General features: G+C 70.7%; 14 protein-coding genes. 8 read left to right on the top strand and 6 right to left on the bottom strand.

Annotation, left to right across the window (positions count from 1 at the left end; genetic code table 11):
* The 6 genes from VGR06_RS33215 to VGR06_RS33190 all read right to left on the bottom strand — a co-directional run.
* Positions 1-702: condensation domain-containing protein (locus VGR06_RS33215; RefSeq protein WP_327563145.1), on the bottom strand; the 702-nt coding region annotated here is incomplete at its 3' end.
* An 84-nt stretch (positions 703-786) separates the two neighbouring features.
* Positions 787-3,774, bottom strand: coding sequence for an FAD/NAD(P)-binding protein (locus tag VGR06_RS33210; RefSeq protein WP_327563144.1), 2,988 nt, complete (start codon positions 3,772-3,774; stop codon positions 787-789).
* A gap of 434 nt (positions 3,775-4,208) precedes the next feature.
* A complete protein-coding gene (gene argH, locus VGR06_RS33205; protein ID WP_327563143.1) occupies positions 4,209-5,663 on the bottom strand; it encodes an argininosuccinate lyase in 1,455 nt (484 codons plus the stop codon).
* Positions 5,660-6,703 carry a cysteine synthase family protein gene (locus VGR06_RS33200; protein WP_327563142.1) on the bottom strand — a complete coding sequence of 348 codons (1,044 nt, stop codon included), beginning with the start codon at positions 6,701-6,703 and terminating at the stop codon, positions 5,660-5,662. Before VGR06_RS33200 ends, argH begins: the two co-directional genes overlap by 4 nt.
* 31 nt (positions 6,704-6,734) lie before the next feature.
* A complete protein-coding gene (locus VGR06_RS33195; protein ID WP_327563141.1) occupies positions 6,735-7,688 on the bottom strand; it encodes a hypothetical protein in 954 nt (317 codons plus the stop codon).
* A gap of 8 nt (positions 7,689-7,696) precedes the next feature.
* On the bottom strand, positions 7,697-8,413 hold the full coding sequence (locus VGR06_RS33190) for a class I SAM-dependent methyltransferase (RefSeq protein WP_327563140.1): 717 nt from the start codon (positions 8,411-8,413) through the stop codon (positions 7,697-7,699).
* 537 nt (positions 8,414-8,950) lie between these two features.
* Between VGR06_RS33190 and VGR06_RS33185 the strand changes: the two genes are divergently transcribed.
* The 8 genes from VGR06_RS33185 to VGR06_RS33150 form a co-directional block, all read left to right on the top strand.
* Positions 8,951-9,295 (top strand): cupin domain-containing protein, encoded by a 345-nt coding sequence (locus tag VGR06_RS33185; RefSeq protein WP_327563139.1) that lies wholly within the window; start codon positions 8,951-8,953, stop codon positions 9,293-9,295.
* Positions 9,296-9,330: 35 nt separating this feature from the next.
* Entirely contained in the window at positions 9,331-10,662 is a 1,332-nt protein-coding gene (locus tag VGR06_RS33180; protein WP_327563138.1) for a class I tRNA ligase family protein, read from the top strand.
* 12 nt (positions 10,663-10,674) lie between these two features.
* Positions 10,675-11,766: an FAD-dependent oxidoreductase gene (locus VGR06_RS33175; RefSeq protein WP_327563137.1), complete on the top strand. Its 1,092-nt coding sequence runs from the start codon at positions 10,675-10,677 to the stop codon at positions 11,764-11,766.
* Positions 11,759-13,060 (top strand): SidA/IucD/PvdA family monooxygenase, encoded by a 1,302-nt coding sequence (locus tag VGR06_RS33170; RefSeq protein WP_327563136.1) that lies wholly within the window; start codon positions 11,759-11,761, stop codon positions 13,058-13,060. Before VGR06_RS33175 ends, VGR06_RS33170 begins: the two co-directional genes overlap by 8 nt.
* Before the next feature lie 123 nt (positions 13,061-13,183).
* Positions 13,184-13,630, top strand: coding sequence for a hypothetical protein (locus VGR06_RS33165; RefSeq protein WP_327563135.1), 447 nt, complete (start codon positions 13,184-13,186; stop codon positions 13,628-13,630).
* Positions 13,627-14,886, top strand: a complete 1,260-nt coding sequence (locus tag VGR06_RS33160; RefSeq protein WP_327563134.1) for an ATP-grasp domain-containing protein — start codon at positions 13,627-13,629, stop codon at positions 14,884-14,886. Before VGR06_RS33165 ends, VGR06_RS33160 begins: the two co-directional genes overlap by 4 nt.
* Positions 14,887-14,966: 80 nt before the next feature.
* Positions 14,967-16,145: an ATP-grasp domain-containing protein gene (locus VGR06_RS33155; RefSeq protein ID WP_327563133.1), complete on the top strand. Its 1,179-nt coding sequence runs from the start codon at positions 14,967-14,969 to the stop codon at positions 16,143-16,145.
* A 42-nt stretch (positions 16,146-16,187) separates the two neighbouring features.
* On the top strand, positions 16,188-16,385 hold a 198-nt coding region (locus VGR06_RS33150), incomplete at its 3' end, for a hypothetical protein (RefSeq protein WP_327563132.1).

The raw sequence follows: 16,385 nt of genomic DNA, 5'->3' as shown, positions 1-16,385 counted from the left end.
GCCGAGCACCTGGTGCACCTGTGCGGTCGGGGCGCCCTTGCGGTCCGGCCGTGGCCGGTCGGTGCGCAGGTCGAGCACCGGCACGCCGGCGAGCTGCTTGCGCCAGAATTTTCGGTGGTCCTCGTCGTGCTCCGGCCGATGGTTGACCGCCCGCCAAACGGCGTAGTCGGCGGGCGTGACGGGCAGCTCGGGCAGCCGCGGTGTCCCGCCCGCGGCGAAGGCCCGGTACAGCAGGGTGAGGTCGCGCTCGATCACGGCGAGCGAGGCGCCGTCGGCGGCGATGTGGTGAACCGTGAACGTCCACAGGTGATCGTCATCGGCGAGCCGGACCAGGCAGGACCGCACGAGGTCGCCGCGCTCGAGGTCGAACCCGGCCGGGCGGGAGACCAGCAGCTCGCGTGCCTCCTCTGTGGAGCCGGCCTCGACCCGCTCCACCTCGAGTGTCCGGGGTGGTTCAACCACCTGCACCGGACCGGTTTCGGCGGTGTGGAACCGGGTGCGCAGGCCCTCGTGGCGGTCCACCACAGCGGCGACCGCGCGCAGCCAGGCGTCCACGTCCAATGGCCCGCGCAGCCGGAAGGAGAGCTGGACCTGCGGGCTGGTGGCGCCCGGGTAGATCTTCTCGATGTTGAACCAGCGCAGCTGCCGAGGCAGCAACGGTAACTCCGCCGGCGACTCCGGCCGGCGCGGGATCTCCGCCATCGATTCCTCCCCGACGCCCCCGGATTGCCGCGCGCCGACCATACCAAGTTCCGCTGCACTACAACGAGATTCCGGCGGCCGGCATTACGCCCCGGGGCCTGTGGCGTACATCGCCGTCACGCAGCGATGGGCGTCGGCGATGGGTCTGGAGTAGACACTGGGCGAGGGGACCAGGTTGTTGTAGAACGTGGCGCCCTCGCAGAGCGGGCCGAGCACCCAGATCCGGCGTTCCACCTCGCCGTTTCCCCGAATGGGATGCTGGTCGGGGTCGATGTCGATGCCGTGGACGAGGCGGCTCTCCGGGCGGTGCGGACGGATCCAGCCCTTGGCCGACAGCGCGCGCAGCAGCGGGCTGGCCGATGTCGTCACGGCGGGCAGGTCGACGTGTGCGGACACCAACCAGTCCACCTCGCGGGTGCACGGTTCGGCGAGCGTGGTCGAGCTGACCGTCCAGCCGCCGGTGCGCTCGTTGCGGCGCACCGCGGGCGCCGGGCCGAACGGCGTCGCCACGATGCCGGCGGCGATCAGCGCGAGCAGTTCGGTGTGCCGTTCGAACTGCGGGCCGACGACGGCGCGGTTGAGCGCGGGGATGGTGTGCGCGGTGTACGCGTCGAGCGACTCCGGGGTGAGGCCGCCGAAGTCGACGACGTACCGGAACGTGTCCCGCAGCGCGCGCAGAATGTCCAGGCCGGCCTTGACCGGGCTGCCGGTGAAGCCGAGCAGGCCCTCGGCGAGGTCGGCGCGGATGACGTCGGCGAGCCATTTCTGGTAGGTCAGGCTGCTGTCCAGCGGCATCTCCGCCGAGCCGTCGAACAACGCGGCGGCGTCGACGGGTCCGTGCTTCGCGTCGAGCTCGTCGAGCAGCGCGGTCAGGTCCGTGGTCGTGGCGAACGCCTCGTCGAGTTGCCGCGCGCGCCCGGCGAGGCGGGCCTCGCATCGTCGATACGCCGCGCGGATCTCATTGAGCACCAACGGAAGCACGTCCCGGTCGAAGTCCAGCGGGCCGGTGCCGCCCGCGCGGATCCGGTCGATGTTCTCGGCGGTGAACACCAGGGGTTGGTAGGGCTCACCGAACTCGACGACCTTGGGGCGGGCGCGGCACGGGATCCCGGTGCGGGAGTAGAGCAGGATGACCGGTTCGGCGCCGCTCGGCAGGTACCGTGGTTCGTCCTCGGGCCCGGCGAACCGGCCGCCGCGGCCCACCGTCAACGCCGAGATCAAGTCCATTGAGGATAGTCCGAATCCGGCCATCGCAACGGTTTCCCCGGGGCGGATATCGTCCATGGTGTCCGGCACCGGGTAGGGATCGCTGACCCGGCGGGGCTCGGCGCGGGTGGTGTTCGGGGTGTATCCGGTGGTCAGGAATGCGTGCCGGGCGCGGATGACCTCGTTGGTGGACAACGTGATCACGAGCTCGTCGCCGTCCTCGTCGAGGCCGGCGGCCTCGGCCCGGTGCGGCGTGATCGTGACCCGCTCCGGGGCCCGTTGCCGAATCGTGTGGGAGAACCAGCCGAGATACTCGCCGAGCACCCGGCGGGGTAGGAAGTCGGTCGGCCTGATCTCGCGACCGGTGGTGCTGACGGTGAACCCGTCCTGGCCGATGCGCAGTCCGCGCGCGGTGACCCAGTCGTACAGGCTCGGCCCGGGCTCGCCGGTGGTATCCCCGACCGAGAGCCGGTCGGGGAACAGGGAAACCTGCGCGCAGGTCGTGTTCAGCAGCAGGTAGTCCGGCTGGTCGAGGTGGTGCACGCCCGCCCCGTCGCACCGCGGGTCGATCACCTCGACGCGGACCCGGCTGCCCTGTGGCGCCAGGGTGATCACGCGTTCCAGCACGCCGAGCCCGCGCGACCCGAGCCCGACGATCGCCACCGAGATCTCGTCCGGCGTGATCCTCGGGGTGAGTTGGCGTAAGGCTTCCTCCGCGACCCGGCTCGACCGTCCGACGCCGGGCGCCGCGGCGATGACGTACCCGATGCGGTCCCGGAACGAGTTGGTGCGGGCCAGGAGCTCTCCGGGTTTTCGGGTCAGCCCGACGTCGACGACGCCGGGTGTGGCGCGGGCCGCCTCGACGCCGTCGATGCCGTCGAGCCGTCCTTCGCTTGGGGCGACGAGGAACCGGATCGACGCCGCCGCGTTCCTGGCCGGGTGCTCGGGGGCCTGACGACCGGCGGCGCGCGCCACCACCTCGGCGATCAGGTCGACGCCGGTCGCCTCCTCGATCATCCGCGGAATCATGCCGCCGGCCAGCCGCGGGTTCACCTCGACGATCCGCGGGCCGCCCGTGGTCAGCCGGAGCTCGACATGCGCCGCGCCCCAGATCAGTCCCAGCGCCGTCAGCGCTTCGACCGCGGCCTCGCCCAGCACGTCGGCGTGTTCGGTATTCGCCGGGACGTCATGCCCGATCTCCACGAAGTGCGGTGCCGGCCCGAGATGCTTGGCGACCACGGCGACCGGCAGCCCATCCAGCGTCTCCACCGAGAACTCGGGCCCGTCGAGGAACTCCTCGACCATGACCCGCTCCTGAGCGGGCAGCGCCAACTCGGCCGGGTCGGTGTCCAGCACGAACCCGGCGGCGGCCCTGACCTCGCTCTCCGTGCGGCACAACCGGGCACCGATCGACCCCGAGCCGGCGACGGGCTTCACCACGACCGGATAACCGATCGCGTTCGCCTTTTCGGCGGCGTCCTCCGCGGTGCGCGCCGCCGCGAACGCCGGCCCCGGCATCCCCGCGTTGTGGAGGATCGTCCGCTGCACCTGCTTGTCCCGGCACGCCCGGATCGCCTCCGGGTCCGCGTGCGGCAACCCCAACTCCCGCGCCGCCGCCGCCGCCGTCCCACTGTGATACTCCGAACTGCTGATCACACCAGCAATCCGCCCGCCCAGCCCCCCGCACGCCGCGAGCACCGCCGGCACCGTCGCCGCCTCGACGACGACGCTGTCAAACCCATCCCCCTCAACGTACGAATACCGCCCCGGATCCACCCCCAATACCACCGGCCGCAACCCCATCCGCCGCGCATTCGCACAGAACAACCGCCCCGACCCCGTCGTATTGCTCTCCACGAACACCATCCACAAGCTCCCCCCACCCCCCACCCCCTGTGGACAACCCCCCCAATCTTGATCTTCGCCACCCCCACCCCCGCTAAACTGCGACTCGGGCCCCCACCCCATGGGGTGGGGGGTGGGTTCGTGGGCCTCGACGGGGTTGGGTTCGCGGGCCCTGGTGGGGGTCGGCTCGTGAGATTCCGCGTGGTGGGCGGGCGGTGCGTAGGACTCACTTGCTGGAGTGTCGAACTCAGTTGCCCGAACGTACAACTCGGTTGCCTGACGGTACGACTCGCCGAGGGCTCGGGCTGTCGTCGGCGAGTCGTACGCTCCAGCAAGCGAGTTCGACGCTCCAGCAACTGAGTTTGACGCTCCAGCACGGGGATCCGGTGCTTCGGGGGAGTGAACGTGACGTTGCTTCCCTGATCGCCGGTTCTGCGGCGTTTCTGAAACGGTGTTCAACGAGGCTCCGGGGCGCAGAGGGTGGTCGTCGCCGAGCTCAGTTCTGCTTCGGCTTGGGTGAGGGTTTGGCGCCAGGTGTGGAGCCAGTGGTGGTGGGTGCGGTAGGTGGTGGTGGCGTGGGCGTGGGGGGTGTCGAAGTCGCCGGGGCCGCCGCCGTGGGTTTGGGTGTGGACGACGGTGGTGGGGGAGAGGGCGGGGAGGCGGCCGGGTGGGGCGAAGTCGGTGAGGTTGGTGGAGCCGGCTTCGAGGGCGTGGCGGACGGCGGTGCCGACCTCGTGATGGGCGGTGCGGAAGGGGGTGCCGGTGCGGACCAGGTGGTTGGCGAGGGCGGTGGCGGTGGTGAAGCCGGTGGTGGTGCGGTCGGCCATGCGGTCGGGGTGGGGGTGGGCGCCGGTGACGAGGACCTGGGCCAGGAGAACGGCGTCGAGGGCGGCGGTGAGGCCGGGCCACAGGGCGGCGACGGCTTCGGTGCCGACTTCGATGGAGTTGGTGAAGGGGGTGGCGGACATGGCCGAGGCGGCGGCGGTCCAGGCGCCGATGACGTGGGCGGGTTTGGCTTTGAGGTGTTCCAGGAGGAACGCGTTGCGCTTTTGGGGCATGGCGGAGCTGCTGCCGACGAGGCGGTCGGGGAAGGTGAGGAACCCGAACTCGGTGGTGCTCCAGAGTTGGAGGTCGGTGGCCAGGCGGCTCAGCAGCACAACCAGGCTGGCAGCGGCGGCCAGGATGTGCAGGGCCACGTCGCGGCTGGCGACGGCGTCGAGGGCGTGCCGGGTGGGGGTGTCGAAGCCGAGGAGTGACGCCGTGCGGGCGGGGTTGATGGGAAGGTCGGTGCCGGTGGCGGCGCCGGCGCCCAGGGGGCAGACGCGCAGGCCGGCCGACGCGGTGCGGAGCGCGTCGACGTCGCGGCCGAGGGCGAGGGCGACGCCGAGCAGGTAGTGGCCGTAGGTGGTGGGCAGGGCGGCCTGGAAGTGCGTGTAGACGGGCATGATCACGTCGCGGTGGCGGCGGGCGGCGGAGAGCAGGACGGCTTCGAGGCGGGTGGCCTGGGTGGCGAGCTCGAGGAGCCGGTCGCGGAGGCGGAGCAGGGTGAGGGTGGCCTTGAGGTCGTTGCGGGAGCGGCCGGACTGCAGGACGCCGCCGATGTCGGGGCCGAGTTGGGAGATCAGGTAGCCCTCGTACATCAGGTAGATCCCCCGGGGGGCGGGCCGGGAGTGCAGCGGCGCGTAGTCGGCCTCGGCGAGTTTGTCCAGGCAGCGCAACAACTCGGCGGCGGTGGCGGGGCTGATCAGGCGTTGCTCGGCGAGCATGACGAGGTGGGCGCGGTCCACGGTGATCATGAGGGGGAGCTCGGCGCGGAGGTCGGCGGGGGAGAGGTCGCCGTAGATCACGTGCCGGGTGCGGGGGCCGAGCACGCCGCGGATCCGTCCGGTGTCGCCGTTGGACGCCGTCATGCCCGGCTCGCACAGAGGACGTCCGCGTGCGACCGGCGGGCCCAGGCGTAGGTCGTCCAGGGCCCGGCGGGCTCGTGCGGGACGCTGACGGGTACCGGTTCGGCAGGCAGGTCGGTGGACAGGTGACCGCGGGCTGACAGCCAGCCATCGTCGTAGACGGTGTCCAGATATCTGTGGCCCTCGTCCGGGAGGATGACCACGGTCAGCGCGTCGGGATGCCGTCCGGACCACCAGCGGGCGACCAGGTAGGCGGCGCCGCTGGTCGGGCCCATGAACAGGGCGTGCCGGCGGTGCAATTGCCGGGTCGCGGCGTAGGCGGCGGGCGCCGAGCACCAGTGGACGTCGTCGAAGACGGTGTGGTCGAGGTTGTCCGGCATCAGGCTCATGCCCAGGCCGCGCAGCTCGCGGGGCCCGTCAGGGTGCCCGAACAGGACGCTGTGCTGGGTGTCCACACCCATCGCCCGGCATTCCGGGAGCACCGAGCGGACATAGGTCAGGGTGCCGCACATGGAGCCGCCGGAGCCGACCGGACCGACCACGCAGTCGACCTGGCCGAGGTCCTCGAGCAGCTGCTCGGCGAGGCGGGCGTAGGACAGCGGGTTGTCCGGGTTGGCGTACTGCTCCGGGCAGAACGTGTCCGGCAGGGTGGACCGGATCTCGGCCAGCCGCGCCAGTCTTGCAGCTTGGAAGCCGCCCACAATCGTGGACGCCGTCTCGGGAACCCGGTCGACGACCGCACCCAGATCCACCAGCCGCCTGTGCAGACGCTCGTCGATGACCGGATCGCTGACCAGGATGAGGCGCCGGTCCAGGTGTGCGGCCTGCATGGCGAGCGCGAGCCCGAACGTGCCGGAGGTGGTCTCGACGATCACCGTGCCGGGCCCCAACAACCCGTTCCGCAGGGCCCGGTGCAGGATGAACCGCGCCGGGATCATCTTCATCAACGTGAACGCCACCCCGTACAGGTTCGGCCCGAGCCTGATCAGGTGCGGAGTCTGAAACGCCTCGGTCGCTTCGTCGCACGCGGTCCGGGTGCTCATGGTTCCCCCACCGCATTCCGCAGCCCGCTGCTCATCCCGCGATCTCCAGGGCGTCGGCGGCGGGGGGTTCGGCGCCGATCAGGGCGGTCGGCGCGTACCCCAACTCCACCACCCGGGCCTGGGCACGCAGCGCCCGTTCGGGGGCGCCGGGGCGGCGGGCGTCGAAGAGGAAGCCGGCGATCGTGCCGCTGTGCGCGACCTGGAGGCCGGTGCCGCCGAGGACCCGGCATTCCTCGATGAGCTTGTCCAGCCCGGGTTTCGGCAGGAACCGCTGGTTGATCCGGGCGCTCGCGGTGGCCACCCGGCCGAGCAGCGCGACGTCGCCGCGCGCCACCGCCCGCCGCAGCGCCGCCCGGAGCACGCCGAACGCGGCGATCTCCGAACCGGAGTATTCGGCCGGCCGGTGGGCCAGGGTGTCCACCCCAACGCCGCCGGGCTCGGTGTCGAAGCCCACCACGACCATCGGCGGCAGCCGCTGCCCGAACGTCTCCAGCACGATGGCGTCCCGCTGGGCGAACAGCACCACGCCGTCGATCATGATCGAGTCCGAGGCGCACTCGGCGGACACCGCGAGCCGGGCGACCTCCTCGGCGGACAACGAAACCCCGTGGTAATCGGCGACCGCGCGGATGGTCGCGGTGACGTCGCTGGTGGACGATCCCATGCCGATACCGCGCGGCACGTCGCTGGTGATCTCGATCTGGCCGCCCTTCGCGGTCGCCGGGTGCCGGGCGAACTCCAGCAGCGCCCGCGCCGCCGCCCGCCGCACCTTCGCCAGCGACGGCGTGCCGACCACGCCGAGGTGCTGCTGGCTCGGGTGGAACACCGCGCGGCTGCCCCGGGCCGGGTGCGGCAGGGTCACCAGCGCGCGGCGCAACGTGCCGGTGCCGTCGTCGAACATTCCCTGCAGCAACTCGCCGTGGTGGGCCGGCGCGTAACCGATCCCGGTCCGACCGGCCGGATGGAGGTCGCGCGGAACCGACACGGTGCGCCTCAGGAGCCGTTCTTCTGAATCGTGAAGATCAGGCTTTCGTGCTCGTGCTCGTAGTCGCGGTAACCGGCGTGCGGCGGTTCCCACCACCGGGAGACCTCGACGGACCCGGCCGGCATGTGGACTGAACGGAGTAGCGCGTCGAGATCCTCCCGGTCGTAGAATCGGCAGTAGAAGTCGAAGTGGTCGATGTATTCCTTGTCCGCTATCTCCTTGATGTTCGGGTCGGAGACCTGGCAGTCGTTCATCGTCCACATGTTGGCCACTATGTGGCCGCCGGGCCGGACGATCCGGTGCAGTTCCCGGAGGGCGTGCTCGGGCTCGGTGAGATGCCCGAGCAGGTCCCAGCAGAAAACACCGTCAACGGAATTGTCGAGCAGGCCGGTGGCGAACGCGTCGACCTCGAGGAAAACGACCTTGTCGCGGATACCGGCCTTCTCGGTCACCCGTTCGGCAATGACCATCGCGTTGCGTGACGTATCCCCCGCGAGGAGGATCGGGGCACCGGGAGCCAGGGCCGGGAGATTTCGCCCGTCGCCGCACGGGAGATCCAGGATCACCGCCGCACCGCTCGCGGCGAACACCTCGGCGGCAATCGCGGCATGCGGAACCGGCGGGTCGCCCCACAGGTTCCCGGTGCCCTGCACCGCGGTCGTGTCGTAGGCGTCGTTCCATAACGGGATTGCCGCGGCGTCCCGCTCCGGAACCCGGATGGTCACAAGATCCTCCCGAGTGGTTGGTTTCCGATAAATCGTCGAAACGTTCGGCCGGCGGGGCCGTGCCCTGGCGTCCGGCCGCGCGAGCCGGCCAGCACGGTGATCGATATTCGTGACAATGCGGAGTCGTACGACTGGCCAAGGCTATACCACCAATATCCTCTCTGGACTGCTGCAAAGCGAGGGAAAGCGATAGGCCGAATGGATGATCGTCAACGCGGTGGTCATCAGGCGCTGTTCAGCCAGGACACAAAGCCGACATGAACAGCTACCCATCGTGTCCGGCCGCGGGACAGGCCTGCCGCCATTCGGTCTACTGGTCGCTGGAAAGGGTGACATGAGAAAGCGCTCGTCATATCCTCCAGTCCGAATCATGCCCAACCCGACGGAAAGTACGCCATTCAGTGCACGGCCGCCCCCGAAAGGAGTAACCACCGACTCCGGTCATCCGAATCGTCTCTCATTAACTCGAAACCGGCTGGTCCGGAAACGCGGTCACCGGTCACGTTGTGTACTACCTATCGACGTAAGAGGTGTCATATGCGTCATTTCGCCAGTGAGTCGGCGGAGTCCTACGCCGTTGGCGTTGTCGACGTGATCCGGTGGGACCAGTTCGGCCTGAACGACGTGCTGCCGTTCCAGGCCATGTGGTACACGGTCCCGCCATTGTCGAGCAGCCCGCGGGACCAGCATCCCGAGCTGGAGCTCTCCGTGGTGATCAGCGGCACCGCCTCGGTCGAGACCGGCGGAAGCACCGTCGACGTGGCCCAGGGCGCGGCGTTCCTGCTGGACAGCGAGGAGGCCCACGTCATCCACAACCGTTCGGCCGGCGTGCCGCTCACGATCTTCACCACGTTCTGGATGCCGAACGGGAAGGCACAATGACCACACAGTCCGGGAGCGGCGTCACCGTCATCGTCATGCCCCAGCCGACCGTCAACGGCCCGCTGCACATCGGCCACCTCTCCGGTCCGTACCTGGCCGGCGACGTGATCTCCCGCGCCGCCCGGGCCCGCGGCGAGCGCGTGCTCACCCTGGCCGGTATCGACGTGCACCCCAACTACGTGCTGACCAAGGCGGAGAACCTCGACGTCGACGTGCACACCATGGTCGCCACGTACCGCGCGCAGATCGCGGCGGCGTTCGAGCTGGCCGGGATCGGCTACGACGCGTTCCTCGACCCGCAGGAGCCCGAGTACCGGAAGGCCATCGCCGGCATGCTGCGCGAGCTGGTGGAGCAGGGGATCGTGCCGATGGAGGAGATGACGCTGCACCAGTGCGCCGACTGCGGGCGCACGCTGCACCACTCCTATGTGGTGGGCAAGTGCGCGATCTGCGGCACCGGGGCGAACGGCACGTCCTGCGAGGGCTGCGGCGGGTTCACCTCCGCGCAGCACCTGGTCGACCCGAGTTGCGCGCGCTGCGGCGGCGGGCCGCGCCGGATGACCGTCACGGTTCCCGTGCTGCACCTGGAAAAGTACCGCGAGCGGCTGACCGCGGAGTGGCTGCAGGCGGAGTGGCCGGACCGGGTGCGCTCGGTCATGCAGCAGTACTGGACCGCGCCGCTGCCCGACCTCCCGCTGGCCTATCCGACCAACTGGGGCATCGAGTGCGACGGTCCGCTCGAGGGCCTGCGCGTGGACTTCCCGACCGAGCTGGGATTCAGCTACCTCTATGGACCGTCGCGGGTGCTTCGCCCGGACGTCACCACGCTGGCCGAGCGGGTCGCCGCGTGGCGCGAGATCGACGGCGTCTGGCACATGAACGGGATGGACAACACGTTCTACTTCACCGTGCTCTACCCGGCCATCCTGGCGGTCTGCGGGGTGCCCGTGCCCAAAGCCCGCGGCGCGGTGGTCAACGAGCTGTACCTGTTGGAGGGCAAGAAGTTCTCCACCAGCCGCAACCACGCGCTGTGGGCGCATGAGTATCTGGCCAAGCAGGATCCCGAGCTGGTGCGGCTGTACCTGTCCTGGGACCGGCCGGACCGGTTCGAGACCGACTTCACCCAGGAGGGGTTCGAGGCGTTCTGCGCCTGGGTCCGCCCGTTGCTGGCCGGCGAGGTGCCACCGAACGGAGCGCTGCCGGCGGCCCTCGCCGAGGCCGAGCTGGAGCGGGCCGAGCGGGCGCTGCGGCTGGTCGGGTTCGACTCGGCGCTGGCCATTCGCAGCCTGGTCAACGCGTTGGGTGCCGGGGTGGGGCGGGACTCGGTCGCGCTGGCGGCGCTCGCCGGCAGAAGAAGCACCAGATAGGCAGGCGGATCCGTGCGCGCGTGCATTGTCGGAGGCGGCCTGGCCGGTGCGATGCTGGCCTGGCGGCTGGCATCCCCGGCCTGGCGGCTGGAGCTGGTGCCGGGCCGCAAGTCCACTGTGGACGCTACGGCGGCGTCCGGCGGTGCGGTGCGCGCCTTCGACCCCGACCCGGAGCTGTGCCGGCTGGCCACCGCCAGCACCGCCGAGCTGCTGGGCAGCCGAACCCTGTTGCGCTGGGCCGATTTCCGCCGCTCCGACACGTTCTACCTGCCCCAGCGGACCGAGGCGGTGGACGAGGCGGTGGCCGGGATCGAGGCCGCCCTGCCGGGCTCGGTGCGCCTGACCGACGGCGCGGACCTGATCCGCCGGGGCTGGGCCGACCTGCACGCCGGCTGTGTCGCGGTGCACGAGCATCAGGCCGGCTACGTCTCGCCCGCCGGCCTGCGCGACGCGCTGCTGGCCGACACGGGCCGCCGAATGTCCGTTGTGGACGGTGAGGTCACGGCGGTGACGTTGCGGGGCAGCGACTCCGTGGTGTGCTCGATCGAGGGCGAGGACCGCGAGTACGACCTGGTGGTGGTCGCCGCCGGGAGCTGGACGCCGGCCCTGCTGCGCTCCTGGCACCTGCCCGCGGACGGCTACCGCGTGCAGTCCATCCAGTACGGGCTCTACCTGACCGGTCGCTGGCGCCCCCCGACGTTCATCGACGAGGTGATCAGCCTGTTCGGCCGGCCGGCGCCGGGCGGAAGCCTGCTGCTCGGTCGGCCCACCGGGCAGTGGGGCGTCGACCCGGACCGCCCACCCACGACACCGTCCCTGCACGCCGGGGCGGCGCGGCTGGTGAGCGCGCGCTTTCCCCGGCTGCGCATCGGGCCGGCGTGGAAGGTGGTGGGCTCGGCGGACTGCTACGGCGAGACGCCGACGCTCGCGTTGCGGCGGGTGGTCGAATCCGGTCACCGGTTGTTCACGTTCACCGGCGGGGCGGGGGGCGCGGCCAAGACCGCGCTCGCGGCGACCCGGCACGCCGCGGAGAGAATCCTGTCCGGTGCGTGGCCGGACGGTCAACCCACACCTCAGGAAGCAGAAAAGGTCAACCATGAGTGAGGCCGCATTACCGGGCACAGACGTCCCGCACTACCACACGGTGGGGATCGGAGCCGGGCCGGCGAACCTGAGCCTGGCCGCGCTGTTCGAGTCTGCCACTACGGAGACCATCGCGTTGTTCGACAGCCAGCCGGATGCGGGATGGCACAACCGGCTGCTGCATTCCGGGGTGCGGATGCAGACCTCGTGGCTCAAGGACCTGGTGTCGCTTGTGGACGCCCGGCACGAGCTGACGTTCCTCAACTACCTGGTCACCACCGGCCGGATGTTCGCGTTCATGAACTCGCAGTTCGACTTCATGCCGCGCACCGAGTACGTGCGGTACCTGAGCTGGGCGGCGAGCAAGCTGAGACATGTGCACTACGGTGTGCGCATCGACCAGATCACCTTGGGTGACAACGGGTTCGCCCTGTTCTCGGCCGGCCGGCCGGTGGGCACCGGGGAGCATCTGGTGATCGGCATGGGCAGCCGGCCGTTCATCCCGGCCGAGTTCGTCGGGCTGCCGGCCGACCGGGCGTTCATCGCCGACGACCTGGCCGAGCGGATCGGCGACCTGGGTGCCGACACCGGCGCCCCGGTGGCCGTCGCCGGCGGCGGGCAGACCGGCATCGAGGCGGTGATGTTCCTGCTCGGCAAGGGTTTCACCAACATCAAGTGGTTCGGCCGGCGGCTCTGGTTCGAGACCATCGACGACTCACCGACCGCCAACGACGTCTACCGGCCCGCGCACATGCAGGCCCTGCAACGGCTTTCGCCGGCCACCCGCCGGCGGATCATCGAGCGGCTCAACCCCACCGGCGACGCCCTCACGCCGGGCGCGGTTCGCGCGCTCTACCAGGCCAACTACGACGCGATGCTGGTCACCGGGCATTTCCCGGTGACCATGTTCCCCGGCCGCGACGTCCATTCCGGCGTGCTGGACCAAGCGGGCGACGGCAGTGACGAAATTGTGTTGCACTGCAGGACACCGGAGAAGCCCGAGCAGCACCGGGTGCGGCACCTGGTGATCGCCACCGGGCGGGAGAACACGCCGGTCCCGTTCGACGACGAGCTGGGCGAGCGGATCGAGATCGGCGAGGATGGCGAGCTGATCGTCGAGCCGGACTTCTCCGTGCGGTGGAAGGGAATGAACGGCCACCAGATCTACGCACTGAACCGGTCCCGGCTGGGCCACGGCCTCACCGACGCCAACCTCACCCTGCTGCCGGTACGCGCGGCCATCGTGCTGAACTCCATGTTCGGGCGGGAGATGTTCGAGATCCGCGACGAGCTCTGCCCGGTGAACTGGGGATGACAGTGTGAGCGGGAGCGAGGCCGCGGTGCCGGCTGGACGGAGGAGCAGCGCAGGCGCGAGGAACGAGCGGCGCGCAGCGCACGGAGGAAGCCGGCACCTTCGGCGGCCGAGTGGGAGCGAACCATGAGCACCGCGGCGCGGGTGCACTACGGTGGCCGCCGGTTCCGCCCGGCGGACAACCCGGGAGGCGCGCTGGGCGAGTACTTCCAGCGCGGCGATCTGGTCTGGGCGGAGTTTTCCGGCGCCGGCGTGCTGGCCGGCCGGCTGGTCGGCACCTGCCGGCCGGACGGCGTGATCGAAGCGGCCTACTGCCTGGTCGGCCCCGGCGGGGAGACCGTGGCCGGCACCTGCGTCAGCACGCCGACCGTGCTGCCGGACGGCCGGGTGCGGCTCACCGAGCAGTGGCGGCGCATGGACGGCACGTCCGGGGTGTCGCACATCGAGGAGCTGAGCGGGAGCGAGGCCGCGGTGTCGCCTGGACTGAGGAGCAGCGCAGGCGCGAGGAACGAGGGCCGAGCAGCGGACGAGGGAAGGCGACACCATCGGCGGCCTCGCGGGAGCGAGCGATGAGCACTGCCATGACCGGGCACGACAAGCCGCTGCTGTTGCTGATCGGCACCGGCGGCCGGGCGTACCGCGAGTACCTGCTGCGCTCCATCGGCGCCGCCTACCGGGTGCATCTGCTGGCCGACGCGGAGCCGGGCTGGGAACGCCCGCACGTCGCCGGCGCCACCGTGCTGGACATGGCGGACACCGTCGGCGCGGACGCCATGTGTGCGGCCGCAAGGAAGTTGGGCGAGCCGGTCGCGGGCGTGCTGGCCTGGGACGAGGCGCGGGTGTTGCAGGCCGCCAAGGTGGCCGCGGATCTCGGGCTGCCGAGCGGGGATCCGGACGCGGTGCTGCGCTGCCGGGACAAACACCTGACCCGCTCCGCGCTCGCCGCGGCCGGGGTGCCGCAGCCGCGCTCGGTGCTGGCGACCGCGGCACACGAGGCGCTGCACGCCGCCGACGAGATCGGCTATCCGGTGGTGGTCAAGCCGCGCGCGATGGCCGCGAGCCTGGGCGTGGTCCGGGTCGACGCGCCGGCGGAGCTCTCCGAGCGGTTCGCCTTCGCCCGCGACACGACGCTGCCCGGCGCCTGGCGCTACGATTCGGCGCTGGTCGAGGAGTTCCTCACCGGGCCGGAGATCAGCGTCGACTCGGCCGTCCACAACGGACGGTTGTACCCGATGTTCCTGGCCCGCAAGGAGACCGGCTACCCGCCGTACTTCGAGGAGGTCGGCCACACGGTGGACGCGGCCGACCCGCTGCTGCTCGACCCGGAACTGCTGCGGATTCTCGAGCGGACGCACGCCGCGCTCGGGTTCACCAATGGGATGACGCACACCGAGGTCAAGCTGACCCCGGCCGGGCCGAAGATCATCGAGGTGAACGCCCGGCTGGGCGGCGACCTGATCCCGTACCTCGGCCTGCGCGCCACCGGTATCGACCCCGCGCTCGCGGCGGCCGCGGTCGCCTGCGGGCGTCCACCGGACCTCACGCCCAGCCACCGCCGGGTGGGCGCGGTGCGATTCTTCTACGTGGAGCGGGAGAACACCACGCTCGGCGCGGTGCGGTTCGACCGGGACGGGCTGCCGGCCGCGATCGACCAGGTCGCCGTGCTGTCCCGCCCTGGTGACGTGATCTCCCCACCACCCAAGGGAACCCTGTTCGGCCGGATCGCGTTCGCGACCGCCGTGGCGGGGACCGCCGAGGAGTGCCGGTCGGCGCTCGACGCGGCCGCCGCCGCACTGTCCGTCGAAACTGCCCATGCGGGGGTGCCATGACCTCAGACTGTTCCGCGTCGCCGGCCCAGCGCCGGTCCCTGCTGATGATTGGAACAGGACACCGCTTCTATTCGGAGAACGTGTTGAGCTCCATCGGATCGCGCTTCCGGGTGCACCAGTTCGTCGGTGCGGAGCCGACCTGGGAGCGTGCCTACATCGACTCGTGGACGGTGGTGGATCTGACCGAGACCCGGGACGCGTCCCACTTCATCGCTGCCGCGCAACGGATTGCGCCGTTGCACGGGGTGATGAGCTGGGACGAGGCGCGGGTGTTGCAGGTCGCCCGGGTGGCCGAGGCCCTCGGCCTACCCGGGGTGCCGCCGGACCGGGTGATGAGCACCCGGGACAAGCACCTGACCCGCACCGCGCTGGCTACGGCCGGGGTGCCGCAGCCGGAGTCGGCCCTGGCCGGGAGCGTGGCCGACGCGCTGGCGGTGGCCGACCGGTTCGGGTACCCGGTGGTGCTCAAACCCCGGGCCATGGCGGCGAGTCTGGGTGTGGTGCGGGTCGACACGCCGGACGAGCTGGCGGCGTCGTTCACGTTCGCCCGGGACACCCTGATTCCCGGGGCGTGGCACTACGACCAGGTGCTGGTCGAGGAGTACCTGCCAGACCCGGAGATCAGCGTGGACTGTGCCGTGCACGAGGGCACGGTGTACCCGATGTGCGTGGCGCACAAGGAGATCGGTTACCCGCCGTACTTCGAGGAGACCGGGCACGTCGTGTACGGAGCCGACCCGCTGCTGCACGACCCGACCCTGCGGGGTGTGCTGCGGGATGTCCACGCTTCGCTGGGTTTCGGCACCGGCTTCACGCACACCGAGATCAAGCTCACCAGGTCCGGGCCGAAGATCGTCGAGGTGAACGGCCGGCTCAGCGGCGGGCTGATCCCGTACCTGGCCCAGCAGGCCGGCGGCGTCGACTCCGCCCTGGCCGCGGCCGAGGTCGCGTGTGGCCTGCCGCCGTCCACCGTGCCCGACCGGGAGCTGGTAGCCGCCATCCGGTTCTTCTACCCGGAGCACGAGGACACCCGGATCGGCGAGATCCGGATCGACCGCGCGGCCTTACCGTCCACAGTGGACCAGATGGAGGCGCTGGCCGGGCCGGGTGACGTGAAGTCCCCGCCGCCCAAGGGAACCCGGTGGGGCCGGATCGCGTTCGCGACGGCCGTGGCCAGGACCGCGGAGGAATGCCGCACGGCGCTGGACGCAGCGGCTCGAGCACTGACCGTGGAAGCCGCACATGCGAGGGTGCCATGACTTCCGCACAGGCGGATGGGTAGCACAGTAGGAGGTGCAGCGATGCAACGGTATGCGGTGGTGGTCGATCCACTCGGGACGGGTGCGGAGTATCCGGCCGCGTTCGCCGAAGCCGGGGTGGAGGTGGTCGCCGTGATGGCGCAGCCGAAACCGATCGATCTGTACGCGGCGTCGTGGCGCCCGGAGAACTTCAACCATATCCACATGTTCGACGGCGACATCGAGGGACTCGCGGCCACG

Origin of the sequence: Actinophytocola sp. (assembly GCF_036002505.1) — a bacterium.
GTDB lineage: Bacteria > Actinomycetota > Actinomycetes > Mycobacteriales > Pseudonocardiaceae > DASYTH01.
Note: the sequence above shows the minus strand (reverse complement) of the source record. Positions and strands in the feature narration are given on the sequence as shown.

Bases quoted from the DNA above. Each gene is read 5' to 3' on its own strand.
- VGR06_RS33210 (WP_327563144.1), bottom strand. From the start codon at position 3,774: ATGGTGTTCGTGGAGAGCAATACGACGGGGTCGGGGCGGTTGTTCTGT.
- argH (WP_327563143.1), bottom strand. From the start codon at position 5,663: ATGACGGCGTCCAACGGCGACACCGGACGGATCCGCGGCGTGCTCGGC.
- VGR06_RS33200 (WP_327563142.1), bottom strand. From the start codon at position 6,703: ATGAGCACCCGGACCGCGTGCGACGAAGCGACCGAGGCGTTTCAGACT.
- VGR06_RS33185 (WP_327563139.1), top strand. From the start codon at position 8,951: ATGCGTCATTTCGCCAGTGAGTCGGCGGAGTCCTACGCCGTTGGCGTT.
- VGR06_RS33180 (WP_327563138.1), top strand. From the start codon at position 9,331: ATGCCCCAGCCGACCGTCAACGGCCCGCTGCACATCGGCCACCTCTCC.
- VGR06_RS33170 (WP_327563136.1), top strand. From the start codon at position 11,759: ATGAGTGAGGCCGCATTACCGGGCACAGACGTCCCGCACTACCACACG.
- VGR06_RS33165 (WP_327563135.1), top strand. From the start codon at position 13,184: ATGAGCACCGCGGCGCGGGTGCACTACGGTGGCCGCCGGTTCCGCCCG.
- VGR06_RS33160 (WP_327563134.1), top strand. From the start codon at position 13,627: ATGAGCACTGCCATGACCGGGCACGACAAGCCGCTGCTGTTGCTGATC.